Genomic DNA, 25,962 nt, shown 5'->3' with positions numbered 1-25,962 from the left:
CCCGTCGTGAGCCCCGTCACCCACCCGGGTGGCGGGGCTTTCGCATGCCTTGGCATTTATACCCCTAGGGGGTATCTTCCAGGGTATGGACGAGCATCACGGCGGTCATGGGGATCATGCGGCGCAGTTCAAGGACCGGTTCTGGATCAGCCTCGCGCTGGCTGTGCCGGTGGTGTTCTTCAGCGAGATGTTCGCCGACCTGCTCGGCTACACCCGGCCGGAGTTCCCCGGCTCGGAGCTGATCGCGCCGATCCTCGGCACGGTGATCTTCGGGTACGGCGGCCGGCCGTTCCTGACCGGTGGATGGAGCGAGCTGAAGTCCCGCCGGCCCGGGATGATGCTGCTGATCTCGATGGCGATCACGGTCGCGTTCGTGGCGTCGTGGATCACCACCCTCGGCATCGGCGGGTTCGACCTGGACTTCTGGTGGGAGCTCGCGCTGCTGATCGTGATCATGCTGCTCGGGCACTGGCTGGAGATGCGCGCACTCGGTGCCGCCTCCGGTGCGCTCGATGCCTTGGCCGCGCTCTTGCCGGACACGGCCGAGAAGGTGACCGACGAGGGTGTCGTCGAGGTGCCGCTGCACGCGCTGGAGGCGGGCGACGTCGTACTGGTCCGGTCGGGTGGGCGGGTGCCCGCGGACGGGACCGTGGTGGAAGGGCAGGCCGAGGTCGACGAGTCGATGATCACCGGTGAATCCCGTCCGGTATCGCGGGCGGTCGGAGATCCGGTGGTCGCCGGGACTGTTGCCACCGACAACGCTTTGCGGGTCGAGATCACCGCGGTCGGGGACGACACCGCGCTGGCCGGGATCCAGCGGTTGGTGGCGGAGGCGCAGGCGTCGTCGTCTCGCGCGCAGGCATTGGCCGACCGGGCGGCGGCGTTCCTGTTCTACTTCGCGTCGATCGCCGGGCTGATCACGTTCATTGTGTGGGCGCTCCTGGGGGAGTTCGACGAGGCTGTGACGCGGACCGTGACCGTGTTGGTGATCGCCTGCCCGCACGCCCTCGGGCTGGCCATCCCGCTGGTGATCGCGATCTCGACCGAACGTGCCGCGAGGGCCGGTGTGCTGGTGAAGAACCGGCTGGCCCTGGAGCGGATGCGCACCATCGACGTCGTCCTGTTCGACAAGACCGGCACGCTGACCAAGGGCGAGCCGGCGGTCACCGGGGTCGCCGCGGTCGGGTCGGTCTCGACCGACGAGCTGCTCGAACTGGCTGCTGCGGTTGAGTCCGACAGCGAACACCCGTTGGCGAAGGCGATCGTCCGGGCGCACTCGGATCGGGTTCCTGCCGGTCGTCCGCGTGCTGTGGTTGCGTCGGAGTTCCAGTCGCTGACCGGGCGCGGCGTACGGGCTGTGGTGGATGGTGCGCCGGTTGCCGTCGGTGGGCCTGCGCTGCTGCGGGAATACGACTTGGTCGAGCCGGCCGAGCTGGAGTCGGACGTTGAGTCGTGGAAGTCGCGGGGAGCCGCTGTGCTGCACGTGGTCCGAGATGGGCAGGTGGTCGGGGCGATCGCGTTGGAGGACGCGGTACGCACGGAGTCCAAGCAGGCCGTGGACGCGTTGCACCGGCGCGGCGTGAAGGTCGCGATGGTCACCGGCGACGCGCATCAGGTCGCGGCGGCGGTCGCCGCCGAACTCGGTATCGACGAGGTCTTCGCGGAGGTGCTGCCGCAGGACAAGGACGCCAAGGTTGCCGAGCTCCAGACTCGCGGTCTCAAGGTCGCCATGGTCGGTGACGGCGTCAACGACGCACCCGCGTTGGCGCGGGCGGAGGTCGGGATCGCGATCGGTGCCGGGACCGATGTCGCGATCGAATCGGCCGGCGTGGTGCTGGCCGCCGACGATCCGCGCGCGGTGTTGTCGGTGATCAAGCTGTCGAAGGCCAGCTACCGGAAGATGTGGCAAAACCTCACCTGGGCCACTGGCTACAACGCGATCACGGTCCCGTTGGCTGCCGGCGTACTGGCGTTCGCGGGCGTGGTGGTCTCGCCGGCCGTCGGCGCCCTGCTGATGTCGATCTCCACGATCGTGGTCGCCTTGAACGCCCAGCTCCTGCGCCGCCTCAACCTCAACCCTGCGGACTGATCCCGGCCACTGTCATCGCGACCAAGCGCCGCACCGCAGCCTTCGACGGTGCGGCGCTTGCTGCGGTCAGAGCGTGGACGCAGTACGTCGCGAGCTCCATCGGTGGCACGTCGTTGCGTCGATCGGTCAGGAGCTCCGCGATGAAGTCGATCAGGTGGGCTTGGGCGTGCGCGACATGTTCGCTGCGGTGGAGTGAGGCCGCCGCGTCTGCGTGCGGGTGCTCGTAGCAGATGAAGGCGTAGGCCTCGAGGACTGCTTCGAGGCTGCTGGTCCGCTCCCAGGTGTCGGCCAGGTGCTGGAGATGCTCGCCCACCTGCCGTTGATGCCACGCGACCATGATCGAGTCCACATCCGGGAAGTACTTGTACAGCGTTGCCCGCCCGAGCCCCGTCCGCTTCGCAACCTCCGACATGCTGACGCCCGTCAACCCGCGCTCGGCCACCAGCGCCGCCGCCGCGTCGAGCACGGCCGCCTGCACCGCGACCCGGTGCGACGCGATGCTCTCCTCCCACAACTTCGGCACGACGCAACCTTACCTTGACAGCCCGTCCCTTTGCGAGACACTCTGTCTTGAAAAAGGAGCCTCTGCATGCCGACCTGGGAAGCGCACGTCGAAACCACCAGAGCAGCGCGGTACCTGTCTCAACTAGCCGGCCATTTCACCCACCAGCCCGGTGGAATGACCATCGTCTCGAGCACCTCGGACGAGCTACACATCGACCTTCTCGGCCAAGCGACGTGGTCGCTGCACGCGACCCCGGAAGCTCTGGTGATGCGCCTACAAGGAGAGAACCTCAGCGGCATGAGCGCCAAGGTCGCCGGCCGAATCGAACAACTCGGCCGGCGCGATGGACTGCGCGTGCAGTGGCGACCGTCAGCTGGGAGTGGGGGCGTCCTCACGGAGGAGGCCGGCTGACTTGAGGTCTGACCAGAGCGCCGTGGGCACCGTCGTACGTGCCAGGGTTGCGTTGGTGTGGACCTCCTCGGGGGTGCGGCAGCCGACGGCGATGCCGGCGACCGCGGGGTGGGCGAGGGGGAAGGCGAGAGCGGCGGCCGGCAGTGTGGTGCCGTGGGTCTCGCAGAGGTCGGCGAGCTGGTTCGCCTTGTCCACCAGGGCTCCCGCGGCCGGCTCGTAGTTGAAGGTGGCGCCGGGGGCAGGGCGGGGCTGGGAGAGCAGTCCGGAGTTGAAGATGCCGACAGCAACCACCTGTACGTCGTTCTCGACACACGCGGGGAGGACGTCGTCGAGCCCGTCGGGGTCGATCAACGTGTACCGGCCGGCCAGCATGATCACGTCGATGTCGACCTCACGGACGAACCGGGTCAGCATCGCGGTCTGGTTCATACCGGAGCCGATCGCGCCGATCACGCCCTGATCCCGCAGTTCGATCAGCGTCGGGAAGGCAGTCGCGACCGCCTCGTCGAAATGATCGTCCGGGTCGTGCACGAAGACGACGTCGAGCCGGTCGGTCCCGATCCGTCGCAGCGAGTCTTCGATGCTCTGCAGTACGCCGTCCCGCGAGAAATCCCACCGCCGACGCCGCCGCGTGGTGACGAGGAAGCCCTCGTCATCGGGCGCAGCAGTGTCTGCCTCGTAGATGATCCGCCCGACCTTGGACGACAAGACATAGTCCGCGCGCGGTTTCCCCGCGAGCCCGGGAGCGAGCCGTTCCTCGGCCAGCCCGAGCCCGTAGTGCGGCGCGGTGTCGAAGAACCGCCACCCCTCGTCCCAGGCCGCGTTGACCGTCGCGACCGCGTCGGCGTCGCTGACCTCGCCGAGCATGCTGCCCAGCGGCGCACCGCCGAGCCCGATCCGCTGGTCCGCCGGAAAGAGCTTCATGAGCGGGCCGCCGGGAGTCGCAGGTTCTGCATTCCACCGTCGACGGCAACCGCCGTACCGGTCGTCGAACCGGACAACGGACTGGCCAGGTAGGCGATCGCATGGGCGACTTCGTCGGCCGAGACCAACCGGCCCATCGGCTGCCGGGCCTCCAGCGCCGCACGTTCCGCGGCCGGGTCGTCGGCGACGTCGAGCAAGCGCCCGACCCACGGGGTGTCCGCCGTACCGGGGTTCACGCAGTTGACCCGGATCCCTTCGCGTACGTGGTCGGCGGCCATTGCCATCGTCAACGCGAGTACGGCGCCCTTGCTCGCGGAGTACAGCGCCCGGTTCGGCAACCCCGCGGTGGCGGCGATCGAGCAGGTGTTGACAATCGCGGCGGCCTCGGACTTCCGCAGGTACGGCAGCGCGGCACGGGTCACCCGCGCGATGCCGACGACGTTGACGTCGAAGACGCGGTGCCACTCGTCGTCGTCGTTCGCGGCGACCGTGCCCTGGGCGCCGATGCCGGCGTTATTCACGACGATGTCGATCCCGCCCAGCTGCAACGCGGCCGCCGAGACGGCGTCCCGGACCGAACTGTCGTCGGTCACATCCGCGGCAATCCCGGTCAGCGGCGGGGCGACGTCGGGCTTGAGGTCGAACACGATCACCTGCGCTCCGCGCTCGGCGAGCAGCGTGGCGGCCGCGAGTCCGATACCCGAGGCGCCCCCGGTGACAACTGCGCGGAGGCCGGCGAAATCGGTCACTTCTTCTCCTTGGTGAGGTCGGTCCAGATCTTGCCCGTCGGGTACCGGAAGTCGGTCAGCGTCTCGGCATCCATCTCCGCGCCGAATCCGGGCCGCTCCGGCGCGACGTAGTGCCCGTCCCGGATCACGACCGGATCCAGGAAGTGCTCGTGCAGGTGGTCGACGTACTCGATGACGCGATCCTCGACCGACCCACTCACGGCAACGTAGTCGAACATCGACAGGTGCTGCACCAGCTCGCACAGCCCAACCCCGCCCGCGTGCGGACAGACCGGTACGCCGAACTTCGCGGCCAGCAGCAGGATCGCGATGTTCTCGTTCACCCCGGCGACCCGCGCCGAGTCGAGCTGTAGCACCGACAGCGCCTCGGCCTGGAGCAGTTGCTTGAACACGATCCGGTTCTGCACGTGTTCGCCGGTGGCGACCTTGATCGGCGCGATCGCGCGGGCGATCGCCGCGTGCCCGAGGATGTCGTCGGGGCTCGTCGGCTCCTCGACCCACCAGACGTCGTACGGCTCGAGGGCCTCGATCCAGGTGATCGCGTCGGCCACGTCCCAGCGCTGGTTGGCGTCGATCGCGATCCGGATGTCCGGGCCGACCGCCTCCCGGGCCAGCCGCATCCGGCGGATGTCGTCGTCGAGGTTCGCGCCGACCTTGAGCTTGACCTGGGTGAAACCTTCCGCGACCGCCTCGTGACACAGCCGGACGAGCTTGGCGTCGTCGTACCCGAGCCAGCCGGGCGTCGTCGTGTACGCCGGGTACCCGCGCTCGCGCAGCAGCGCCTCCCGCTCGGCCCGGCCCGCCTTCGCCGAGCGCAGGATCTCGAGCGCCTCGTCCGGTGTGAGCGCGTCGGTCAGGTAGCGGAAGTCGACCAGATCGACGATCTGCTCGGGCGTCAGGTCCGCCAGCAGCTTCCACAGCGGTACGCCGGCGCGCTTGGCGGCCAGGTCCCAGACCGCGTTGACGACCGCGCCGATCGCCATGTGCATGACGCCCTTCTCCGGGCCCAGCCAGCGCAGCTGCGAGTCGTGCACGAGCGACTTCCAGAACCCACCGAGATCGTCCAGTGTCGCGTCCAGGTCGAGTCCGATGACGTGGTCCCGCAGTGCCTCGATCGCCCCGGTCTGTACGTCGTTGCCCCGCCCGATCGTGAACGCGAATCCGTGGCCTTCCAGCCCGTCGGCGGCGTCGGTCCGCAGGATCAGGTACGCCGCCGAGTAGTCCGGGTCGGAGTTCATCGCGTCGGAGCCGTCCAGGTCCAGGGACGTGGGGAAGCGGACGTCGTACGTCTCTAACTCAGTGAATCGTGGCATCAGGACCCGATCTGCAGCTGTGGGCGAAGTGTCGAGGGAATCCTATAGGATATGGGCCGCCAGCGACACCGGTATGGATCGTCGGGGCCGGATCTGTGCCACTCATCAACTACGCCCGGCTTCCGCATCTCACGCTCAGCCGAGCGGCGCTCCGCCGGTCTCCGGCGGGTTGATGAGTGGTGCAGGTCCGCCGGTTACAGTCAGGGCGTGACTGAGCACCCCCGGAACCCCCTCCGCCTGGGCCGGCGGTCGTTCGGGCCGGACGAGTTCGCGGTGATGGCGATCGTCAACCGGACGCCGGACTCGTTCTTCGACGGCGGGGTGACGTACGTGACCGAGGCGGCGCTGACCGCGATCGACCAGGCGGTCGCCGACGGTGCGGACCTGGTCGACATCGGCGGCGTCAAGGCTGGGTACGGCGAACCCGTCGACGAGACCGAGGAACTCCGCCGTACCGTCGACTTCGTCGGCACCGTCCGAGCGCGGCACCCGGAGCTCCTGATCAGCGTCGACACGTTCCGCAGCGGCGTCGCCCGCCGGGTCGGCGAGGTCGGCGCGAACCTGATCAACGACACCTGGTCCGGCCACGACCCCGAACTTGCGGAGGCCGCCGCGGCCACCGGCGCCGGCCTGGTCTGCAGCCACGTCGGCGGCCTCAAGCCGCGCACCGACCCGCACCGGATGGCGTACGACGATGTCGTGGCCGACGTGATCCGGACGACCACCGCCCTGGCCGAGCGGGCGATTGCGGCCGGTGTCCGCCCGGACGGGATCGTGATCGACCCGACCCACGACTTCGGCAAGAACACGCTGCACTCCCTCGAGGTCACCCGCCGGGTCGACGAACTCGCGGCAACCGGCTGGCCGGTTCTCGTGGCGATGTCCAACAAGGATTTCCTCGGCGAGACCCTCGATCTGCCGTCCGGTCAGCGTGGTCCGGCGACGCTCGCCGCGGTCAGTGTCGCGGCGTGGCTCGGCGCCCGCGTGTTCCGGGTGCACGACGTGGCCGGCGTACGGCAAGCTCTCGACCTGATCGCCGTACTGCGGAAGTCGGCGACGCCTGCGTACACCCGAAGGAGCCTGGTGTGATCCGGAATGCTGCGAGCTGGACCGAGTTGACCGAGGACGAACTGATCGCCGCGTACACCGTGGCGGACCGTTCGGTACCGCGGCTCCGGGCCAACTTCGTCACCAGCCTCGACGGAGCGGTCACGCTCGAAGGCCTGTCCGGCGGCCTGTCCAGCAAGGACGACCAGAACATGCTCGGCCGGCTCCGGATGCTGTCCGACGTCGTACTGGTCGGCGCCGGCACGCTGCGCGCCGAGGGGTACGGCGGACTCCGGCTCGGCGCGAAACGCCGTACCTGGAGATCCGAGCAGGGGTGGGCGGAGAATCCCACCCTGGCCGTGGTCTCCAGCCGGCTCGAGCTGGCCGCGGACAGCCCGGTCTTCACCGCGGCGCCGGTGCGGCCGATCGTGATCACCTGCGCGTCGTCCCCGGCGGACCAGCGAGCGGCGTTGGCGGAGGTTGCCGACGTACTGGTGTGCGGTGACGAGGAGGTTGACCTGAAGCAGGCGATCGATGCGTTGGTCGAGCGTGGTCTGAACCAGATCCTGTGTGAGGGCGGTCCGCATCTGCTCGGCGCGCTGACCGGGGCGGATCTGGTCGACGAACTCTGCCTGACCGTGTCGCCTCTGCTCGCCGGGCCCGGGGCGCGCCGGATCACTGACGGTCTCGCGTCGACCGAGGCGCGATCGCTGGCCCAGCTGCATGTTCTCTGTGCCGATGACGGGTTCCTGTTCCTGCGGCACGGGCGAGGCCAGTAGTGCCCGTTGTCGCTGCTGTGGTCTGTCCGCATCCGCCGATCCTGGTCCCTGCGCTGGCATTTGGTGCGGCGGCCGAGCTCGATTCGCTTCGGTTTGCGTGCCTGAGCGCTCTCGACCTGCTCGGCGGTGTGGACCGGTTGGTGGTTGTCGGCTCCGGTCCGGCTGCTGGACGGTACGACGGCCCGGCGGCTGGGACCTTCGGGCCGTACGGCGCGCCCGACGTACGGATCGGGTCGGGTCCGGCTGTGCTGCCGTTGTCGTTGACCGTTGGTGGATGGTTGCTCGAGCAGTCCAAGTCGGCCGCGTTGCCACGGACCTACCTGGGCGTGCCGACTGACGAGACTCCTGCCCGTTGTCTGGAGCTGGGCCGCGAGATTGCTCAGGGCAACGAACAGATCGGCCTGCTGGTGATGGGAGACGGGTCCGCACGGCGCAGCGATCATGCGCCGGTCCATCTCCATCCACGCGCCGAAGTCTTCGACACCACCGTCGCCCAGGCCTTCCAGAACGTGGATCTGGAGGTCTTGGCCGCGCTCGATCCCGACCTGGCTTCGGAACTGCAGGCTGCTGGTCGTGCGCCCTGGCAGGTACTCGCGGGGGCGCTGGAGTCGACTGGGCTACGTGGTGAGGTCGCGTACGACGCAGCGCCGTACGGTGTCGGCTATTTCGTGGCCAGCTTCACTTAGCCTGCTCGAGTTGGTCCAGGCCCCACTGAGCCCAGTCGCGGACCGCGGGGAGGGTTCGCAGACCCCGTTCGGCGGCGAGGCGGCCGAACGCGAGCGGGTTGTCCTGCCATTCCTCGCCGGCCTCCTCCATCTGAGCCCGGAGTGCGGCGAGCCGTTCGTCGGCCTGATCGGCGTACTGCTGAAGGAACACCCGGGCCTCGTCCGGCTCGAGTGAGCCGACCAGGAACAGCCGGAGCGCAGCGGCGCTGCGGACCAGATCGTCGGCCGGTTCGAGCATCCAGCGGCGCAGCTCGTCGCGTCCGGCCGGCGTGATGCCGTACGTCTTCCGGCCGCGGGACTGCTCGTCGACGACCTCGATCAGGCCGGCCTCGGTCATCTTCCGCAGCTCCGGATAAATGTGGCTGTGCGAAGCGTGCCAGGCCCACTGGCCGATCTCCTCGAAGGACTTCGTCAGCTCGTAGCCCGTGGCCGGGTGCTGATCCAGCAGGCCGAGCAGGCCGTGACGCAGCGACATGTCGTGGACCGTACCATGACAGATGTACCGATTGACATGTACATCTTGACACTAAACTCGGGGTAGATCGGACGAGCGAGGAGTCGAGCGATGGTGGATGTGCTGGTGGTGGGCGCGGGACCGACCGGGCTGATCTTGGCCTTGCAGCTCAAGCAGTGGGGGATGTCGGTCCGGATCGTCGAACGGTCGCTGGGCCCGCAGGAGGGTTCGCGCGGGTTCGGGATCAAGCCGCGGACGCTGGAGATCTTCGATGCTCTCGGCATCGCCGATCAGTTCCTGGCGGCGGCCGGGACCGCGCAACGGACCAAGGTGCATCTTGGTGGTGCGCTGCTCGCCGACTTCACTCTGGCTGCCGATGCGCCGACCGCGGCCCGCCCGTACCCGAACTACGTGTCGATGCCGCAGTGGAAGACCGAGGAGATCCTCCGGACGTCGCTGTCGCGCGCGGGTGTCGAGGTGGAGTTCGGTACGGCGGTAGCCGGTTTCGTCGACGAGGGATCGTCGGTGCTGGCGACGTTCGAGGACGGTACGCAGGAGAGAGCGTCGTACCTGGTGGGGTGTGATGGTGGGCGCAGTACGGTCCGGAAGGCGCTGGGGGTCGAGTTCGAGGGCAGTACGACGGAGGATGCGCGGGCGTTGCTGGCCGACGTCGACGTGACCGGGCTGCCGGATCACGCCGTACATCTGTGGATGGGGGATCAGCAGATGCTCGCCCTACGGCCATATCGCGAAGGCGAGCCGTGGCAGGCGGTCGCCTCGATCGGGCCGGGGCAGGAGCCGTCGCTGGAGTTGTTGCAGCGGATCGTGGCCGAGCGCAGCGGGGTGGAGTCGCTGCGGGTGAGCAATCCGCGCTGGATGTCGGTGTGGCGGTACAGCCTGCGGATCGCCTCGCGCTACCGGGTCGGGCGGGTGTTCCTCGCCGGGGACGCGGCGCATGTGCACAGTCCGTTCGGGGCGTTCGGGTTGAACACTGGAGTGCAGGACGCCTTCAACCTCGGCTGGAAGCTGGCCCTGGTACGACGCGGTGCCGACGAGACGCTCCTGGACACCTACGAGGCCGAGCGACTGCCCGTGGGTCAGGCGATCCTGGCCGAGAGCGACCGGCGCTTCTCCGCCGCAACCGCGCCGCCACGGTTGCTGCGGCCGATCCTGCCGCACCTTGTGAAGCCGTTCCTGGTTCGCTTGAACAAGCGCGGCCGCACGGATCACCCTCGCTACCCGGCCTCGCCGCTCACGCTTCCGGCTCGTCGGCGCTTGCGTTGGGGTCGTGCGCTCGCACCCGGGGACACTGCGCCGGACGGGGTCGGACGTACTCCGGGCGGGCGGTCGGTGCGGTTGTTCGACCTCTTCCGCGGGCCGCACTTCACCGTGCTCGCCTTCGGCCGGGAGTTGCCTGCGGTCGATGGTGTTGAGCTGCGACCGCGTGAGCAGGTTGGCGGGCCGGTGCGGGGATTCGTGATCGGCCGGGATGTGATCGATGTCGACGGCACCATCCGGCGAAGCTATCCACGCTGCGCGTTCGCGGTGATCCGCCCGGACGGCTATGTTGCCGCGCTCATCGATGATGCGGCCGAGGCATCGGCGTACCTGGAACGCTGGGCTGGATACTGTCCTGATGACGGAGGAACGCGCGGGGTATCGACGGTCGGCGAAGTCGCCGCGGGGTGAGGCCCGGCGGCGCGAACTGCTCGACCGCGTCGCCGACGACCTGGGCGCCAACGGCCTCGTCGACTTCTCCCTCCGCCGAGCCGCCCGCGCCGCCGGTACGACGCACAAGGTGCTCCTGTATCACTTCGACGGCCCCGAGGACCTGCTCACCCAAGCCGTCCTCCAACTCCGCGAACGCCGCATCACCCGAGCCGTAGCCGCCTCCACCGACGGCCCACCCGACCGCCCATTGGCCGACCGCGTCCGCTCCATGTGGCCCGGCCTGATCAGCGAAGAGTCCTGGGTCCTCGACCAAGCCATCGGCCTGGCCATGTACGACGCCGGCCGTTACGCCGACCTGGCCAGATCAGCGTCCCAGCAGTACCTCCCCGCGTTGCTCTCGATCTGTCCGCCAGGGTGGTCCGACGACCGCAAACACGAGGTGGCCCACCTCATCCTCGCCACCCTCCGAGGCTTCCTCATCGAATACCGAACCAGCGCCAACCAACCAGCCATCAAAGCCGGCTTCAAAGCCCTACTCCGAGCCTTAGACCGAGAAGAAGCCGCCACCTAGCCGCCTGCCACGAAAGGCCACCGCTCCGCGGCGAGAGACTTGTGGGCCGCCTCCGGCGGCGCGCGGAGTGCGTTGCAGGGTGCACATCCTCGGCGAGCGAGGGTGTGACCACGGAGAGCCTCCGCGAAAGGTCACCGCTCCGCGGCGACAGCTTGTCGCCCGCTTGCGGCGGCGCGCGGGATGTGTTGCGGGTCAGCGTGCTCGGCAAGCGTGCTGTGTCCCGGGGATAGCTGGGCGCACAGTCGTTCGCCGATCGCGCCTGCTCGTGACACCTGTTGCGAATGCCGCCAGAGGCGGCCAATAGGCCTGTCGCCGCGGAGCGGTGTCCTTGCTTCGTAGGCATGTAGACAGGATGCGAACCGCGTGGTTCACTTTTGGTATGCGCGAGAAGGTTTGGTTTACGAGTTCGGGTGTGGAGTGCGCGGCCTGGTACTACGCCGGGTCCAACGGTGGGTGCGTGGTGATGACCGGTGGGTTCGGCGTCACCAAGGAACCGGGTACGGATCGGTTCGCGGAGCGGTTCAACGCGGCCGGCTTCAGCGTGCTGGCGTTCGATCACCGCTACCTCGGCGAGAGTGGCGGCGAACCACGGCAGGTGGCGCGGATCAGCGATCAGCTCGACGACTGGCGAGCCGCGATCGACCTCGCCGGGACGCTTCCTGAGGTGGACAAGGTCGCGATCTGGTCGTTCTCGCTGTGCGGCGGGTACATGGTCCAGCTCGCCGCGGAGCACCCAGGCGTCTCAGCCGCGATCGCCCAATCAGCAAACGTCGACGGCCCCGTGGTGACCCGCAACGCATCCCGCTACCAGTCGCCGCTGTCCGCCGTACGCCTGATGGGCCGAAGCATCGCCGACACGATCGGCGGGCTGTTCGGTCGCCCGGTGAAGATGGTCGACCTGTCCGGCCCCCGCGGGACTGTTGCCTTGCTCAACACACCGGACGCCCAACTGGGCAACGAGGCACTCAATCCCAATCACGAGTACGACGATTGGCAGCAAGCAATCGCCGCCCGCTCGGTGCTACCCGCGGTGTTCTACCGGGCCGCGAAGTACGCGCCCAAGGTCCGCTGCCCACTCCTGTACGTCGTCTGCGACAACGACACGTCGGCCCTCGCAGCTCCCACCTTGAAGGCTGCCGCCCAAACGCCCCACGCCGAGGTACTCCGCCTCCCCGGCAACCACTACGCCCCCTTCCTCGACTCCCACGAAACCGTCGTAGAAACCGAACTCGACTTCCTCCGACGCCACCTGGTCACCAACCCCGCGACTCCCAGCCAGCCAACACAAACCCATTCCGTCTAGCCGCAGCCGCCGTCGCCGAGTCGTGGATCCTGGTCGAGTAATCCGCCTGTCCTCGCCCCCACGACTCGTAGGCCGACGGGCGACTCCGCGGTATACGGGCGCGGGGCCCGAGGTCGCCATGCACACCGGTCTTCCTTCCATCAGCACGTCGACCAACTGCTCCCTTGCGTCTCCAGGGCCAGCCTTCGTGCAGTCACCCGGGTCCCGTTCACCTACTGGCGACGGCGACTCCCTCAACCCCCTGTCCACAGCCGATTCGCCGAGTGCACCCACTCGTGACACGATCTGCGGCGCCGCCGAAGGCGGCCGACACGACTGCCGCCGCGGAGCGGTGTCCTTGACGCGTGACTCTTCTGTCCACAGTCGAGTCGCGGAGTGCACGTGCCCGTCGTACTTCCCGCGGCGTCGCCGAAGGCGACCAAGGGACCGTCGCCGCGTAGCGGTGTCCTTTGGGTGCGGTGTTCTCACACCTCTACTGGGATGGGGGGCCAGCGGGAGGAGGTGGTGGCTAGGGCGGGGTTGGTTGTTTTTAGGTGGGTGGTTAGGGCGGCTCGGGCTTCTTGTACGGCGGCGGTCGCGGCCTCGGGTGTGTCGTGGGGGCCGGACCAGTTGCATGCGGCGTTGCCGGCGTACCAGTTGCCGGTGGGGGAGTGGCGTACGTGGGATGCGGCCAGGTGGGCCATTGGCAGGTCGCCGGTCGCTAGAGCGAGGACGGCTTCGATGGGGACGACCTCGGCGGTTAGGTCGAGGATGGGGCGGAGTTCGACCGCGTCGGTCAGCACGAACTCGTAGCCCGAAGGCGCCCGTTCGGCGATCCACGCGAAGGCCTGGTCAGCAACCTCCGCGAGAGCGGCGGCAAGCGACGCGTCGGTGAGGGTTTCGACGCCACACGGCCGGGGATCCGTGGGGCGCAACGCGGCCTGGCAGCGGCGGACGAGCATCTCTTCGGGGAGGGTTTGGCGGCGGCCGAGGATGCGGGACAAGCCGACGATGTCGAAGTTGAGTTCGTCGGGAGTACGTCGTACGCCGGGCTCGAACGGTTCACCCGGGAGCGTCGCGCGGGTGGTCCACGGGCCGACGTGCCATCGGGTCAGAGCCGTCATAGACCGCACCTTAAACGTCGTCACTCTGCGCTGTGGACGTGGTCACGGTTTTGGGCCATTGTGGTGCATCTCATCGGTGGCTGGGGGGCCGCCGAGTACGAACATGTCACGTGGGGGGAAACCACTGTGGTCCAAACGAAGACGCCTGCGCCTGCCGGAAAACCGGACGACGGAAGGCGGCAGTACGCCTGGCATCGGCATCCGGCGTTGATCGCGGCGATACCCGCGGTCTTCACGCTGATCGGCGGAATACTCACGGTCGTCCTCGGGCAGAACGACGTACTGCCGAACGCGATCAACCCGGCACCACCACCAACCACTGTGCTCGCAACCAGCACAGTGACAGCAACAACCACTGCCACCAGCACCGTGACCAACACAGTCACGGAGACCCCCACCGCGCCGGGGTCGACCGGCCCGACCGGAAGCACCACCCAGGCAGCCCCGGGCGCTCTCACGATCACCATCAAGATCGGGACCGGCGGCAAGATCGGGCCGACGGAGTGGCGGGCCGGCTCGACGCCCGGCGCCATCGCTGATGTGTTCGACGACACCGGGCGCCAACTCGACAACGGTTGTTACCCGACCTGGACGCTCAAGCGTGGGTCAACCACGGTCCAGAGCATTCGTGGCACCGCTTGCCAGAGCCACAGCTTCGGGATGTTCAACTTCAGATCGGACGCGCTGAAGACTCCGGGGAACTACCGCCTGAGCGTGGCGGTCGTCACCGACGGCGGTGCGAAGGGGACCGGCGTCACCGACTTCAAGGTGTCGTGATCAGGCCGACTTTGCCGGAGCCGGTACGTCGAAGGTCTTGGCCAGGTCGGTGAGGATTTCCCAGGCACCCTGGAGGCCTACGGCGGTCATCCAGGTGAGGTCGGGGACCTCGTGGACCTTCGGGGCGAGGGGCTTCCAGAGCGGGTTGGCCTTGAACTGGGCGGCGGTCTTCGCGCTCAGCCCCTTCTCGTCCGCGTACACGGTCACGAAGATCGCGTCGCCATCGGCGTCCTTGATCCGCTCGGGGCTGATCTCGAGGGCGAAGTCGTTGGCGTCCTGGGACTTCGGCCGCTTCAGGCCGGCGTCCTTCAGGACGATGCCGGAGAAGCTCGCGTTCTGGTAGAGCCGGGTCGGGCCGTCGACGAATCGGACCACCGAGATGCTCGGGGTGCCGGCCTTCGCGTTGATCGCGGCGCCGACGGTCTTGGCCGCGTTCTCGTACGACGAGAGCTCCTTCTCGGCCAGGTCCTCCGCGCCGAGCGCCTTCGCCTCCAGCCGGATGTTGTCCTTCCAGGTCGGCCCGGTCGTCTCCGACATGATCGTCGGCGCGATCGCGGACAGCTGGTCGTAGAGCTTCTCGTGCCGGACCTTCGCGGTGATGATCAGGTCCGGGTCGAGTTCCGCGATCTTCTCGAGGTTCGGCTCGGCCAGCGTGCCGACGGCCTGCGCCTCGGAGCCGTACGTCTTCGCGTCGTCGCCGAGGTAGTCCGGCAGCTTGCCGTTGATGCTGCGGTAGTCGGTGTACCCGACGACCGGCGTGTCCAGGATCAGCGTCGCGTCGACGAAGCTCGCGTCGAGGGCGACGACCCGCTTCGGCTTGGACTTGATCTCGGTCTTGCCCATCGCGTGCTCGACGGTGCGCGGGAACCCGGCCGACGAGGCGCCGGCCGCGTCGGCCGAGTCGTCGGAGTCCGACGAGCCGCACCCGGCGAGAGCGAGGGCGGCGACGGCGAGCAGAGCAGTCAGGCGGGGCAGGCGCACAGGTGTCTCCTGGTCAGGACCGGCACACGTCAGGACCGGCATCGGGTTAAGGTGGCTCACCACCTCAGAGGTAAGGCAACCCTAACCGCATGTCTGCACCGTCCGCACACCCGGCCGCGATTCCAGCGGTACGGCGTACCGCCACACTGCTCGCGTTGGTCGTAGTCCTCGTGCTGGCATTCGCGGCCAGCCTCGCGTTCGGCTCGCGGTGGCTCGGGCCCGGCGCGCTCTGGCACGCGCTGACCGCCAACGACGGCTCCGATCCGGATGTGATCGTCCGCAGCCTGCGCTTCCCGCGCACCGTGGTCGCCGTACTGATCGGCCTCTGCCTCGGCATCGCCGGGACGCTGATGCAGGGCCACACCCGCAACGCCTTGGCCGAACCGGGCATCTTCGGAGTGAGTTCGGGCGCCGCGTTCGCCGTCGTACTGGGTCTGCAGGTCGGTCTGGTCGAGTCGGTGTCGTCGACGGTCTGGGTCGCGCTGGTGGGCGCGCTGATCGCGACCTTCGGCGTACAGCGATTGGCGTCGCGGGGGAGTGGCGCGACGCCGGTCGGGCTGGCGTTGACGGGCGCAGCGGTGGCCGCGATGCTCGGCGCGCTGACGTCCGCGATCGTGTTGCTCGATGCGGACACCCTCGACGGCTATCGCTTCTGGGCGGTCGGTTCGGTGGCCGGTCGCGGACTGGATGTCGCCGGGCAGGTGCTGCCGTTCGCGGTCGTCGGTCTGTTGCTTGCCCTGGTCAACGCCCGGGATCTGGACTTGCTTGCCCTGGGCGACGATGTGGCCGCGGGTCTCGGATTGTCGATCCGCCGGGCTCGATTGGTCGGGCTGGTGGCGATCGGGCTTCTCACTGCGGCAGGGGTTGCGGCCTGCGGTCCGATCGGGTTCCTCGGGCTGCTCGCGGGTCACGTCGCGCGACGCATGTTCGGCGCCCGCAACAGTTGGCTGATCCCCGCGGCCGGGGTGATCGGTGCGACGGCGCTGGTACTCGCGGATCTTGTCGGCCGACTGGTCGGCGGCGCCGGTGAGGTCCAGGCCGGCGTGGTCCTCGGTATCGTCGGCGCGCCCTTGTTCGTGATCGTCGTACGGCGTCGGGCGGTGGCGCTGTGAAGTCACGGACGATCGTGCTGAGCGTGCTGTTCGCGGTCCTGGCGATCGTGGTTGCCCTGATCTCCCTCAGCGTCGGTACGACGAAGTTGCCGATCGCGGACGTGGTCGAGGTGTTGCTCGGTGGCGGTCGCCGCGGCACGCGTCTCGTCGTACTGGAGTTCCGACTGCCCCGCGTCGCGACCGGTCTGCTCGTCGGGATCGCGTTCGCCGTCTCGGGTGCACTCCTGCAGACCCTGTCTCGCAACCCACTCGCGAGCCCGGACATCGTCGGCGTGAACTCAGGCGCGTCCGCGGGTGCCGTCGCAGTGATCGTGCTGGCCGGGACCGGCGGTGGGAACATCTCCGGCGCCGCCGCGAAGATCGGCATCCCATTGGCCGCCGTCCTCGGCGGTCTGCTCGCCACACTCATCGTCGGTGCACTCTCGATCCGGCGCGGCGTGGTCGACGCGGGTCGCGTCGTACTGATCGGCGTCGGGATCGCGGCCGCGGCCAACTCGATGGTCGCCTGGCTGCTCGTGATCGGCGACGTCAACGACGCCGGCCGGGCCGCGGCCTGGTTGGCCGGGTCGCTCAACGCCCGCGCGTGGAGCGACGCGATCCCGGTCCTGATCGCGGTGGTGCTGTTGTTGCCAGTAGCAATGATGTTCAACCGGGACCTGTCCGCCCTGGTCCTCGGCGACGACGTCGCGTCGTCACTCGGTGTGCGGGTCGCCCGGATTCGCCTTGCGTTGCTGGTCATCGCGACCCTGCTGGCGGCGCTGGCGACCGCCGGCGCCGGACCGATCGCCTTCGTCGCGCTCGTTGCTCCACAAATCGCACAGCGGCTGACCCGAATGGAACGGCCGCCACTCCTCACCACTGCACTACTTGGCGCGCTGTTCGTCGTACTCGCGGATTTGCTGGCGCGGAACGGGTTGCAGTGGCTGCAGGTCGGGCCGTACGAGCTGCCCGTCGGCGTGATCACGGCTGCCTGCGGAGCGCCGTACCTGCTTCATCTCATCGGCCGTCAGCAGAAAGGGCGCTGAACCGTGCACGTGGAGAACCTGACACTCGCGTACGGCGCTGATGCGCCAGTGGTGACCGGATTGACCCTGGAGGTGCCGACTGGTCAGTTGACTGCAGTGGTCGGGCCGAACGGGTCCGGCAAGTCGACCCTGCTGCGTGGAATGAGCAGACTGCTCACCCCACAGAGCGGCCAGGTGTTGCTGGACGGCACGGACATCCACAAGCTCCCGGCACGTGAGCTGGCTCGGAAGCTCGGCGTACTGCCGCAGGGGCCGGTGACGCCGGAGGGCATCACCGCAGCCGAACTGGTGTCGCGTGGTCGGCATCCACACCGCGGTCTGTTCGGCCGGCTCACTGCCGAGGACGATGCGGCGATCGACGAGGCCCTGAACGCAGTGGAGCTGACGGAGCTGAGGGATCGCCCGGTTGACCAGCTGTCCGGAGGTCAGCGGCAGCGGGTGTGGATCGCGATGGTGCTGGCCCAGGGCACCCAGCACCTCCTGCTGGACGAGCCCACGACGTACCTGGACCTCGCGCACGCGGTCGACGTGATGAACGTGGTCCATGCCGCGGCGACGACCGGCCGGACTGTGGTGACGGTGCTGCACGACCTCACCCTGGCCGCGCAGTACGCCGATCACCTCGTGGTGATGGGGAACGGCCGGATCGCGGCCGAGGGCCGTCCGGTCGACGTACTGACCGAGGAGCTGCTCGACGAGGTGTTCGGGCTCAAGGCCACCGTGGTCGAGGTCGGGGGCGCGCCGGTCGTCGTACCGGACCGTAGGCTGGCTGGGTGACGTACACCCCGAGCCGCCTGGCGGACATCCTGGCCGAATCGGTCACCTGGATGTCTGTGCGTACGGCGGACTCCGTCCCCGGACCGGAGTGGATCTCGTGTGCGGCACTGCTCGCGGAGCAGCAGGCCGGCGGTGATCCGACGTACGACTGGCGCACCGCCGCGGCCGCCGACTACGCGCGGGATTACGCGATCGAGCCGCCCATTCAGGTCGCGGCGATGTTCACGCTGATGTGGTACGTCCAGGTCCCCGCACTGGTTGCCGGGGTCACCGCTGCAGTCACTGGGGTCTCACCAGAGGTGTCCCCGGCCGCACTGGCCTTCCGGCGGCACCCCACGGCGCACTACCCGACTGAGGTTGCGCTGTTGTCCGCAGAGACAGTGCCGCTCGCCGTTGCGGCAGACCAGCTCAAAGCGCACACATCGGCGTTCCTGGACTCCTATCGCCCCCCTGTGAAGATCGGCTCGCTCCAGCGCTTCGGTGCGGTCGAAGACGAGGTGCGGTCGGCGATCCGCCTGCCGGACGAGGCGCCGTACGCCGATCAAGCCGCCAAGGCGTTCGGGGTATCGCTGGAGCAGAAGCTGCGCACCTCTTGCTGCTACTTCTACGTCCTGCCGAACGTGAACGCCTGCACCACCTGCCCCCGATTCCGCTGATTGGTCTAGACAGCCTGCGTCGACAGGATTGCCGGACCGGGTTCTGGCGCGAAGGCTGGGCCGCATGCGCTGGATACGGGTAGTCGTGGCAGGTGGACTGTTGGTGACGTCGGCTGCACTAGCGCCAGTGGCGCAGGCACGTGAGGCCGTCGGGGTGAGACCGAGTGTGTGGACGGAGACGTCGTACAACTCGGTCTTCAAGGACAGTGGGCGATCGCCGGAGGCCCGTGCGGACATCCGGCTCGATACGGCGAAGAACGACTACGAGGCGGCGCAGATCGTGCTGCGCGCCCCGGCGTCCTTCACCGTCAACAAGGTGGACTTCACTCCACTGATCGGACGGTCGGACGCGATTCCGGCGCGTGAACTGAGCTACAACCCGGTCGGGTACGAGTACCTGAACCACAACTCGGTCTTCGGCGGCAACCAGGATGTCTACCCGACGACACATGCGGCCCCCGGCGACTTCCCGGACCGGCTGCTGAACCAGAAGAGCATCGCCGTACCGGCCAATCAGACGCAGTCACTATGGATCCGCGTGCACGTGCCCGCTACCGCGAAGGGCGGCCTGTACGCCGGCCTGGCAACCGTGCGTACGACGAAAGGCGACCTGCGGGTCCCGATCACGGTGAACGCGCGCAACGTGGTGATCCCGCCGGCGAACCAGAGCGAGTTCACCAACGTGATGTGGACGAACTTCCTCGGCCTCACCTCGTGGGATCCGGGCAAGGGTGACACGGTGAAGCTGTTCTACGGGCACGACCGGTACTCGCCGCAGTGGTGGCAGCTGATCGACAACTGGGCCGATCTGATGAAGCAGAACCGGCAGAACAGCCTGCAGTTGCCGCTGATCAACCTGCTCACCGACGGCGGCAGCTCGGTCGATGCCGCCGGCAAGTACACGTTCAACTTCAGCCGCTTCGACCAGGTCGTCCAGCGGTTCGTGGACAAGGGCACGGTGGACCGGCTGGAGGGATTCACCGGCGCCGGTTCGCAGAACGAGGCCCGCAACCCCGTCTACCCCAAGTGGCTGATCGAGGTCACGCCGAAGAACACCGGCTCGCAGATCCCCGACTACCTCCCGTGGGACTCGCCTGAGGCGGACAGCTGGTACTCCCAGTTCTACCCGGCACTGAAGGCACACCTGGACGCCAAGGGCTGGACCAGCATGTACTGGATGCACGTCGGTGACGAGGCCAACGGTCCGGCCGGCGAGGAAGGCTGGACCGGCATCGAGGCGCAGCTCCGCAAGTACTTCCCCGGTGTGAAGATCGGCGACACCTCCGTGAACGGCTCCGGCCCGCTCATCGCGCGGAACTCCGACATCGTGATCCCGAACCTGTTCAACTACACCCTCGACCCCGGCACGTACGACGCCGAGCGCGCCAAGGGCAAGCCGCTGTGGTTCTACAACTGCAACATCCCGGTCGGGAATCACCTGAACAGGTTCGTCGACCAGCCGGAGTGGAGTCAGCGCCAGACCATGTGGCTCGCGTACGGGCGTGGTGCGACGGGCTACCTGCACTGGGCCTACGGGAACTGGCAGTACGCGATGGACGACCAGGACGTGAAGGGCGACGGCTACATCGTTCGTCCGGACGTCGCCAACAACACCCTCGAGTCGTCACCACGGTACGAATCGCTGCGGGACGGCATGGAGGACTGGGAGGTCCTGAACAAGCTCGGTAAGACCAATCCGGATCTGGCCCACGATCTGGCGACCAGTCTGGTGCAGCGCAGCGACAAGTACTCACCGGACGTGTCGTACATGCAACGGATTCGGGCGATCGCGCTGGACGCGGCAGCCGGCCTGCCGATCAAGCCCATCGCACATGGGTCGCAGCGGCAGATCGATCTTGGCCGGCAGGCGCAAGTTGACGGCGTACTCCTGCACTGGGGGAGCACCCACGCGGACAAGTACCAGGTGCAGATCTCCTTCGACGGCATCAAGTGGGCAGACGTTGCACCGGGCACCGGCGACGGGGGTGATGACTTCGTCGGCGTGAACTCGAAGGCGCGGTACCTCCGGATCGACGCGACCGGCGGGCAGCTTCTCGACTTCCAGGTGATTGGCAACAGGTTGCCGCAGCAGAACCTCGCGGGTGGGAAGTCGTACGAGCGGACCGACCCGTCGGCACGTTTCCCGGACGCGAACAAGACCGAGGCGACCGACGGTGTGATCGGCGACGACTGGGGTGACGGCAAGAGCTTCGGCTACGAGCTCCTGAACGTCGGCGACAGCGTGCACCCGGAGGTGACGATCGACCTCGAGCACGCGCAGACCGTCGGCACGGTCCGTGTCCATGCCTACGAGGAGTACCCGGACTACCGGCCGGATCTGATCACGGTCTCGACCAGTACGGACGGGACCCACTTCACCGAGCGTGGCCACCTCAGCTCCGTGAACGGCGCCTCGCACATCTGGTACGACCTGGGCTTCGCGCCGGCCAAGGCCCGGTGGATCCGGGTGTCGTTCGACAAGACCAGGACGAACAACAAGAACACGGGCATGTTCATCGACGAGATCGAGGCCTACCAGCATTTCGCTCAGAGCGGAATGGCGACCGTGTCCTGATATGGCCGGAAACTGTCGGTGGTGCCGGGGAACATGGCGAGCATGACTTGTCCTGTATCTCCGGTGTCACCGACGGGTAATCCCAGGTCGGTTGTCCAGCCCCGGGTCGCGAGTTAGGTTCGCTGACGTGACCTCGCCCGGTGGTTCTGCGGCGACGACTCCGATCGGCTCCCGGGCCGAGGCGGAGGGGTTCGTCGCGATGGTCTGTTTCAAGCATGGTCCTCCCCGGCTGCACGGTGTCGAGCTCGAATGGACCGTGCATCATGCGGAGGATCCGCACCGGCCGCTCGACGCCGGCCGACTGAGAAAAGCCCTGGGCGTGCATGCGCCCCCGACCCTGGTCAGAGGCAGTCCGCAACTGCCACTCGGCCGGGGCTCTCTGGTCACTGTGGAGCCAGGTGGCCAGGTAGAGATCTCCGGCCCTGCGTTGGATTCGATCCCGCAGCTGATCGACGACACCGCCGCCGACGCGGCCGAGCTGACAGCTCTCCTCAACGATGTAGATCTCGTTCCGGGAGCGCACGGGATGGACGCGTTCCGCCCGCCCCGCCGCATCCTCACCGTCCCGCGGTACGCCGCGATGGAAGCCGCATTCCAGCGCCTCGGCCCGCACGGACCACGGATGATGTGCAGCACCGCCGGTCTGCAGGTCTGCCTCGACGCGGGTGAGGCGGATCAGACCGCTCAGCGCTGGCGCGCGCTGCACGATCTCGGCCCCGCTCTCGTCGCCCTGTTCGCGAACTCCCGTCGCCGGGCCGGTGCGGACACCGGCTGGGCCTCCGCCCGGACGGAGGCGACCTTCGGCACCTGCGCCCCCTTCACCGAGCCGCCACCACTCGACGGCGATCCGGCCGAAGCCTGGGCGCGGATGGCGATGGAGGCACCGGTGCTCTGCCTGCGCCGCGGCGACCGTTGGGACGCGCCGGACGGACTGACCTTCGGCGCCTGGGCGGACGGACAGCTGCCCGGCGACCGACCGACGTACGACGACCTCGAATACCACCTGTCCACGTTGTTCCCGCCGGTGCGGCCGCGCGGGTATCTCGAGGTGCGCTACCTCGATACGCAGTCCGGCGACGGGTGGATCGCCCCGACCCTGCTGCTCACCGCGCTGATGTCCGATCCGGCCCTGATCGACCGTGCACTGGCCGCGGCCGAGCCCGCGGCCGGGCGCTGGTTCCCGGCGGCTCGGGAGGGGCTCGAGGACAAGTTGGTCCTCCAGGCCGCCCGCGACGTAGTGGAGCTGGGCACCGCAGTACTGGACCGGACCGGCGTGGCCCCCGAACTCATCGCTGCGACCGAGACCCGGCTGCAGCGCATCGTCGACGACACCCAAGGAAGGCGAGCAGCCTCATGAGTCACCAATTGTCCGAACTCTCTCCCGAAGGGCTGCGAGCGTTCGTCGCCGAGCAGCTCGAGCGGTCCCGGGCGCGGACTGTGCAGCTGACCGACGCGGTCGACACCGACGACCTGGTCCGGCAGCACTCCAAACTGATGTCGCCGCTGGTCTGGGACTACGCGCATATCGGCAACCAGGAGGAGCTCTGGCTGGTCCGCGACGTCGGCGGACGAGATCCCGTCCGCCAGGACATCGACGAGTTGTACGACGCCTTCATGCACCCGCGGGCGGACCGGCCGGCCCTGCCGCTGCTCAGTCCCACCGAGACGCGGTCCTATGTCACCGAGGTCCGGGACAAGGTCATGGACGTGCTGGACCACGTGAAGTTCGACAACGGCCGCGAGCTGGTGGACAACGCGTTCGCGTTCGGCATGATCACGCAGCACGAGCAGCAGCACGACGAGACCATGCTGGCCACCCACCAGCTACGGACCGGCGGCGCAGTCCTTGACGCTCCGCCCCCACCGGCCGGGCGTCGGCTGCCCCAGCGCGAGGTGTTCGTGCCGGGTGGCGTGTTCGAGATGGGTACGTCGATCGAGCCGTGGGCGCTGGACAACGAGCGACCCGCGCACGCCGTCCGGGTGGCGCCGTACGTGATCGACACCGTGCCGGTGAGCAACGGGGACTACCTGGCCTTCGTGCTCGGCGGTGGGTACGACGATCCGCAGTGGTGGTCCGAGGCCGGCTGGGCGCACGTGCGGAAGGCGTCGCTGGCCGGGCCGCGGTTCTGGGAGCACGCGGACGGTGAGTGGTGGCGGCTGCGGTTCGGGCACCGGGAGAGGTTGCCGTTGGACGAACCCGTGATGCACGTGTGCTTCTACGAGGCCGAGGCGTACGCGAAATGGGCCGGGAAGCGGCTGCCGACCGAGGAGGAATGGGAGTTCGCGGCGCGGTTCGATCCGTCGACCGGGCGGACCCGGCGGTTCCCGTGGGGTGACGAGAGCCCGGGGACGCAGCACGCGAACCTCGGTCAGCGGCACCTCGCCCCGGCACCGGTCGGGGCGTATCCGGCAGGTGCGTCCCCGCTCGGGGTCGAGCAGCTGATCGGAGATGTCTGGGAGTGGACGTCGAGCGACTTCACGCCGTACCCGGGCTTCCGCGCCTGGCCGTACGACGAGTACTCGCTGGTGTTCTTCGGGCCGGACTACAAGATCCTCCGCGGTGGCTCCTTCGGCACCGACGAGGTCGTCGCCCGCACCACCTTCCGGAACTGGGACTACCCGATCCGAAGGCAGATCTTCGCCGGCTTCCGGTGCGCCCGTGACCCCCAGCCCGAGGAGCTGCGCGACTGATGTGCCGCCACCTGGCCTACCTCGGCCCCCCGGTCACACTCGCCTCGCTGGTCCTGGAACCGGCGCACTCACTGTTCGAACAGAGCTGGTCGCCGCAGGACATGCGCGGCGGCGGCTCGATCAACGCCGACGGTTTCGGCCTCGGGTGGTATCCCGAGGGCGATGCCGCCCTGCCCGGCGGCCCGGTCCGGTACCGGCGGCAGGTGCCGATCTGGACCGACGAGAACCTCCCCGGTCTGGCCGGCACGATCCGGTCCGGCGCGGTCATCGCCGCGATCCGGAACGGGACTCCCGGCATGCCGCACGGCCAGTCGGCGGTCGCGCCGTTCATGGCCGGGAACTGGTTGTTCAGCCACAACGGACGGATTCCCGGCTGGCCGGAATCGACGACGAAGCTGGCCGAGCGACTCCCGGTCGCCGATCTGCTCCGGCTCGATGCGCCGGTGGACTCCGCGCTGCTGTGGGCGCTCGTCGCCAACCGCCTGTCCGACGGGGTGCCACCGGCCGATGCGGTGGCGGCCGTCGTCCATGAAGTGGAAGCGGCGGCACCGGGATCACGGCTGAACGTCCTGCTCACCGACGGCGAGCAACTTGTCGCCACCTCCTGGACACACTCCCTGCGAGTCCGCCGGACCGGCGACTCGATCACCGTCAGCTCCGAACAGTTCGGCGCCGACGACTGGGAGGACGTCCCCGACCGTTCGTTGCTGGTGGCCACCGCCACGACGCTGCACATCACCCCGATGGAAGGACCAGAGTGACCCTCATCGACGTACATCTGACGCCGGACTATGCCTCGCGGGCGTTGCGGGAGGATGTTCGGGCGGGGCTGACGGCGGACGAGAAGTGGTTGCCGCCGAAGTGGTTCTACGACGCCCGGGGGAGTGAGCTGTTCGAGGAGATCACGCGGCTGCCGGAGTACTATCCGACCCGGGCCGAGCGGGAGATCCTGCAGAACCGGGCCGGTGACATCGCGGCGATCACGAAGGCGCACACGCTGGTCGAGCTCGGGTCCGGATCGTCGGAGAAGACCCGTTTGCTGCTCGACGGGCTGCGGGAACGCGGGACGTTGACGACGTTCGTACCGCTTGATGTGTCGGAGTCGGCGCTGCGAGAGGCGTCCGATGCGATCAACGCCGACTACCCGGAGCTCGACGTACATGGGGTGGTCGGTGACTTCACCGCGCACCTCGACAAGCTTCCGGGCGACCCGCCGCGCATCGTCGCGTTCTTGGGCGGCACGATCGGCAACCTGCTGCCGGCCGAGCGCGAGACGTTCTACGCCTCGATCCGTGACGTCCTCGAGCGGGGCGAGTGGTTGCTGCTCGGGACCGATCTGGTGAAGGACCCCGCGACTTTGGTGGCGGCGTACGACGACTCTGCCGGCGTCACCGCGGAGTTCAACCGCAACGTGCTGCGGGTGATCAACCGTCAGCTCGGCGCGGACTTCGACGTGGACGCGTTCAGTCACGTGGCGATCTGGGATGCCGAGAACGAGTGGATCGAGATGCGGCTGCGCGCCGATCGCGCGATGCGTGTCCTGATCCCGGAGGTCCATCTCGAGGTCGACTTCGCCGAGGGCGAGGAGCTGCACACCGAGATCTCCGCCAAGTTCAACCGCCAGCGAGTGGAGGGTGAACTGGACAAAGCGGGCTTCGCACCGGCCGCCTGGTGGACCGACTCCGAAGCCCGCTTCGCCCTGTCCCTCTGGCAAGCAGTCTGAA

25 protein-coding genes are annotated in these 25,962 nt (G+C 68.3%); 18 read left to right on the top strand and 7 right to left on the bottom strand.

What is annotated here, in order from left to right; all coding sequences use genetic code 11:
* The first annotated feature begins 85 nt into the window (after positions 1–85).
* On the top strand, positions 86–2,089 hold the full coding sequence (locus tag AB0L70_RS19335; protein WP_363685806.1) for a heavy metal translocating P-type ATPase: 2,004 nt from the start codon (positions 86–88) through the stop codon (positions 2,087–2,089).
* Here AB0L70_RS19335 and AB0L70_RS19330 read toward each other — a convergent pair.
* On the bottom strand, positions 2,073–2,612 hold the full coding sequence (locus AB0L70_RS19330; protein WP_363685804.1) for a TetR/AcrR family transcriptional regulator: 540 nt from the start codon (positions 2,610–2,612) through the stop codon (positions 2,073–2,075). The two genes, AB0L70_RS19335 and AB0L70_RS19330, sit on opposite strands and share 17 nt — an antisense overlap.
* Before the next feature lie 66 nt (positions 2,613–2,678).
* Here AB0L70_RS19330 and AB0L70_RS19325 point away from each other — a divergent pair, with 66 nt between their 5' ends.
* Positions 2,679–3,005, top strand: a complete 327-nt coding sequence (locus tag AB0L70_RS19325; protein ID WP_363685802.1) for a DUF2218 domain-containing protein — start codon at positions 2,679–2,681, stop codon at positions 3,003–3,005.
* Here the strand turns inward: AB0L70_RS19325 and AB0L70_RS19320 are convergent.
* From AB0L70_RS19320 to AB0L70_RS19310, 3 genes are read right to left on the bottom strand one after another with little or no spacing between them, the layout of a single operon-like run.
* Positions 2,964–3,929 carry an aldo/keto reductase gene (locus tag AB0L70_RS19320; RefSeq protein ID WP_363685800.1) on the bottom strand — a complete coding sequence of 322 codons (966 nt, stop codon included), beginning with the start codon at positions 3,927–3,929 and terminating at the stop codon, positions 2,964–2,966. The genes AB0L70_RS19325 and AB0L70_RS19320 overlap by 42 nt on opposite strands.
* Positions 3,926–4,678: an SDR family oxidoreductase gene (locus AB0L70_RS19315; protein WP_363685798.1), complete on the bottom strand. Its 753-nt coding sequence runs from the start codon at positions 4,676–4,678 to the stop codon at positions 3,926–3,928. Before AB0L70_RS19315 ends, AB0L70_RS19320 begins: the two co-directional genes overlap by 4 nt.
* On the bottom strand, positions 4,675–5,991 hold the full coding sequence (locus tag AB0L70_RS19310) for an enolase C-terminal domain-like protein (RefSeq protein ID WP_363685796.1): 1,317 nt from the start codon (positions 5,989–5,991) through the stop codon (positions 4,675–4,677). Before AB0L70_RS19310 ends, AB0L70_RS19315 begins: the two co-directional genes overlap by 4 nt.
* Positions 5,992–6,267: 276 nt before the next feature.
* Here AB0L70_RS19310 and folP point away from each other — a divergent pair, with 276 nt between their 5' ends.
* Genes folP through AB0L70_RS19295 form a run of 3 tightly spaced genes read left to right on the top strand, consistent with a single transcriptional unit; the run spans position 6,268 to position 8,503 of the window.
* A complete protein-coding gene (gene folP, locus AB0L70_RS19305) occupies positions 6,268–7,080 on the top strand; it encodes a dihydropteroate synthase (RefSeq protein ID WP_363685900.1) in 813 nt (270 codons plus the stop codon).
* Positions 7,077–7,817, top strand: coding sequence for a pyrimidine reductase family protein (locus AB0L70_RS19300; protein WP_363685794.1), 741 nt, complete (start codon positions 7,077–7,079; stop codon positions 7,815–7,817). The genes folP and AB0L70_RS19300 overlap by 4 nt, the downstream gene beginning before the upstream one ends.
* Positions 7,817–8,503 (top strand): class III extradiol dioxygenase subunit B-like domain-containing protein, encoded by a 687-nt coding sequence (locus tag AB0L70_RS19295; RefSeq protein WP_363685792.1) that lies wholly within the window; start codon positions 7,817–7,819, stop codon positions 8,501–8,503. Before AB0L70_RS19300 ends, AB0L70_RS19295 begins: the two co-directional genes overlap by 1 nt.
* On the opposite strand, the gene AB0L70_RS19290 is transcribed toward AB0L70_RS19295, so the two are convergent.
* Positions 8,496–9,017, bottom strand: a complete 522-nt coding sequence (locus tag AB0L70_RS19290) for a PadR family transcriptional regulator (RefSeq protein ID WP_363685790.1) — start codon at positions 9,015–9,017, stop codon at positions 8,496–8,498. The genes AB0L70_RS19295 and AB0L70_RS19290 overlap by 8 nt on opposite strands.
* Before the next feature lie 90 nt (positions 9,018–9,107).
* Between AB0L70_RS19290 and AB0L70_RS19285 the strand changes: the two genes are divergently transcribed.
* The 3 genes from AB0L70_RS19285 to AB0L70_RS19275 all read left to right on the top strand — a co-directional run bounded on the left by AB0L70_RS19285 (position 9,108) and on the right by AB0L70_RS19275 (position 12,541).
* Positions 9,108–10,685 carry an FAD-dependent monooxygenase gene (locus tag AB0L70_RS19285; protein ID WP_363685788.1) on the top strand — a complete coding sequence of 526 codons (1,578 nt, stop codon included), beginning with the start codon at positions 9,108–9,110 and terminating at the stop codon, positions 10,683–10,685.
* On the top strand, positions 10,633–11,238 hold the full coding sequence (locus AB0L70_RS19280) for a TetR/AcrR family transcriptional regulator (RefSeq protein WP_363685786.1): 606 nt from the start codon (positions 10,633–10,635) through the stop codon (positions 11,236–11,238). Before AB0L70_RS19285 ends, AB0L70_RS19280 begins: the two co-directional genes overlap by 53 nt.
* Positions 11,239–11,617: 379 nt before the next feature.
* The gene (locus AB0L70_RS19275; RefSeq protein ID WP_363685784.1) at positions 11,618–12,541 is read left to right on the top strand and encodes an alpha/beta fold hydrolase; all 924 of its coding nucleotides are present in this window, start codon (positions 11,618–11,620) and stop codon (positions 12,539–12,541) included.
* 464 nt (positions 12,542–13,005) lie between these two features.
* On the opposite strand, the gene AB0L70_RS19270 is transcribed toward AB0L70_RS19275, so the two are convergent.
* Positions 13,006–13,644, bottom strand: a complete 639-nt coding sequence (locus AB0L70_RS19270; protein WP_363685782.1) for a hypothetical protein — start codon at positions 13,642–13,644, stop codon at positions 13,006–13,008.
* A gap of 126 nt (positions 13,645–13,770) precedes the next feature.
* Between AB0L70_RS19270 and AB0L70_RS19265 the strand changes: the two genes are divergently transcribed.
* Complete coding sequence (locus AB0L70_RS19265; protein ID WP_363685780.1) at positions 13,771–14,421, top strand: hypothetical protein; 651 nt, start codon at positions 13,771–13,773, stop codon at positions 14,419–14,421.
* Here AB0L70_RS19265 and AB0L70_RS19260 read toward each other — a convergent pair whose 3' ends face one another.
* Complete coding sequence (locus tag AB0L70_RS19260; protein WP_363685778.1) at positions 14,422–15,402, bottom strand: iron-siderophore ABC transporter substrate-binding protein; 981 nt, start codon at positions 15,400–15,402, stop codon at positions 14,422–14,424. It abuts the gene before it with no gap.
* Positions 15,403–15,491: 89 nt separating this feature from the next.
* Here AB0L70_RS19260 and AB0L70_RS19255 point away from each other — a divergent pair, with 89 nt between their 5' ends.
* From AB0L70_RS19255 to egtD, 9 genes are all read left to right on the top strand, one after another.
* Complete coding sequence (locus AB0L70_RS19255) at positions 15,492–16,514, top strand: iron ABC transporter permease (protein WP_363685776.1); 1,023 nt, start codon at positions 15,492–15,494, stop codon at positions 16,512–16,514.
* On the top strand, positions 16,511–17,539 hold the full coding sequence (locus AB0L70_RS19250) for an iron chelate uptake ABC transporter family permease subunit (RefSeq protein ID WP_363685774.1): 1,029 nt from the start codon (positions 16,511–16,513) through the stop codon (positions 17,537–17,539). Before AB0L70_RS19255 ends, AB0L70_RS19250 begins: the two co-directional genes overlap by 4 nt.
* A gap of 3 nt (positions 17,540–17,542) precedes the next feature.
* Positions 17,543–18,316, top strand: coding sequence for an ABC transporter ATP-binding protein (locus tag AB0L70_RS19245; protein ID WP_363685772.1), 774 nt, complete (start codon positions 17,543–17,545; stop codon positions 18,314–18,316).
* The gene (locus tag AB0L70_RS19240; RefSeq protein ID WP_363685770.1) at positions 18,313–18,972 is read left to right on the top strand and encodes a (2Fe-2S)-binding protein; all 660 of its coding nucleotides are present in this window, start codon (positions 18,313–18,315) and stop codon (positions 18,970–18,972) included. Before AB0L70_RS19245 ends, AB0L70_RS19240 begins: the two co-directional genes overlap by 4 nt.
* Positions 18,973–19,126: 154 nt before the next feature.
* Positions 19,127–21,547, top strand: coding sequence for a glycoside hydrolase domain-containing protein (locus AB0L70_RS19235; protein ID WP_363685768.1), 2,421 nt, complete (start codon positions 19,127–19,129; stop codon positions 21,545–21,547).
* A 127-nt stretch (positions 21,548–21,674) separates the two neighbouring features.
* The gene (locus AB0L70_RS19230) at positions 21,675–22,904 is read left to right on the top strand and encodes a glutamate-cysteine ligase family protein (RefSeq protein WP_363685766.1); all 1,230 of its coding nucleotides are present in this window, start codon (positions 21,675–21,677) and stop codon (positions 22,902–22,904) included.
* Positions 22,901–24,238, top strand: a complete 1,338-nt coding sequence (gene egtB / locus AB0L70_RS19225; RefSeq protein ID WP_363685764.1) for an ergothioneine biosynthesis protein EgtB — start codon at positions 22,901–22,903, stop codon at positions 24,236–24,238. The genes AB0L70_RS19230 and egtB overlap by 4 nt, the downstream gene beginning before the upstream one ends.
* Positions 24,238–24,999: an ergothioneine biosynthesis protein EgtC gene (egtC, locus tag AB0L70_RS19220; protein ID WP_363685763.1), complete on the top strand. Its 762-nt coding sequence runs from the start codon at positions 24,238–24,240 to the stop codon at positions 24,997–24,999. The genes egtB and egtC overlap by 1 nt, the downstream gene beginning before the upstream one ends.
* Positions 24,996–25,961 carry an L-histidine N(alpha)-methyltransferase gene (gene egtD, locus AB0L70_RS19215; protein ID WP_363685761.1) on the top strand — a complete coding sequence of 322 codons (966 nt, stop codon included), beginning with the start codon at positions 24,996–24,998 and terminating at the stop codon, positions 25,959–25,961. The genes egtC and egtD overlap by 4 nt, the downstream gene beginning before the upstream one ends.
* Position 25,962 lies beyond the last annotated feature (1 nt).

The sequence above is a fragment of the Kribbella sp. NPDC051952 genome, from assembly GCF_040680855.1.
Classification (GTDB): domain Bacteria; phylum Actinomycetota; class Actinomycetes; order Propionibacteriales; family Kribbellaceae; genus Kribbella.
Note: the sequence above shows the minus strand (reverse complement) of the source record. Positions and strands in the feature narration are given on the sequence as shown.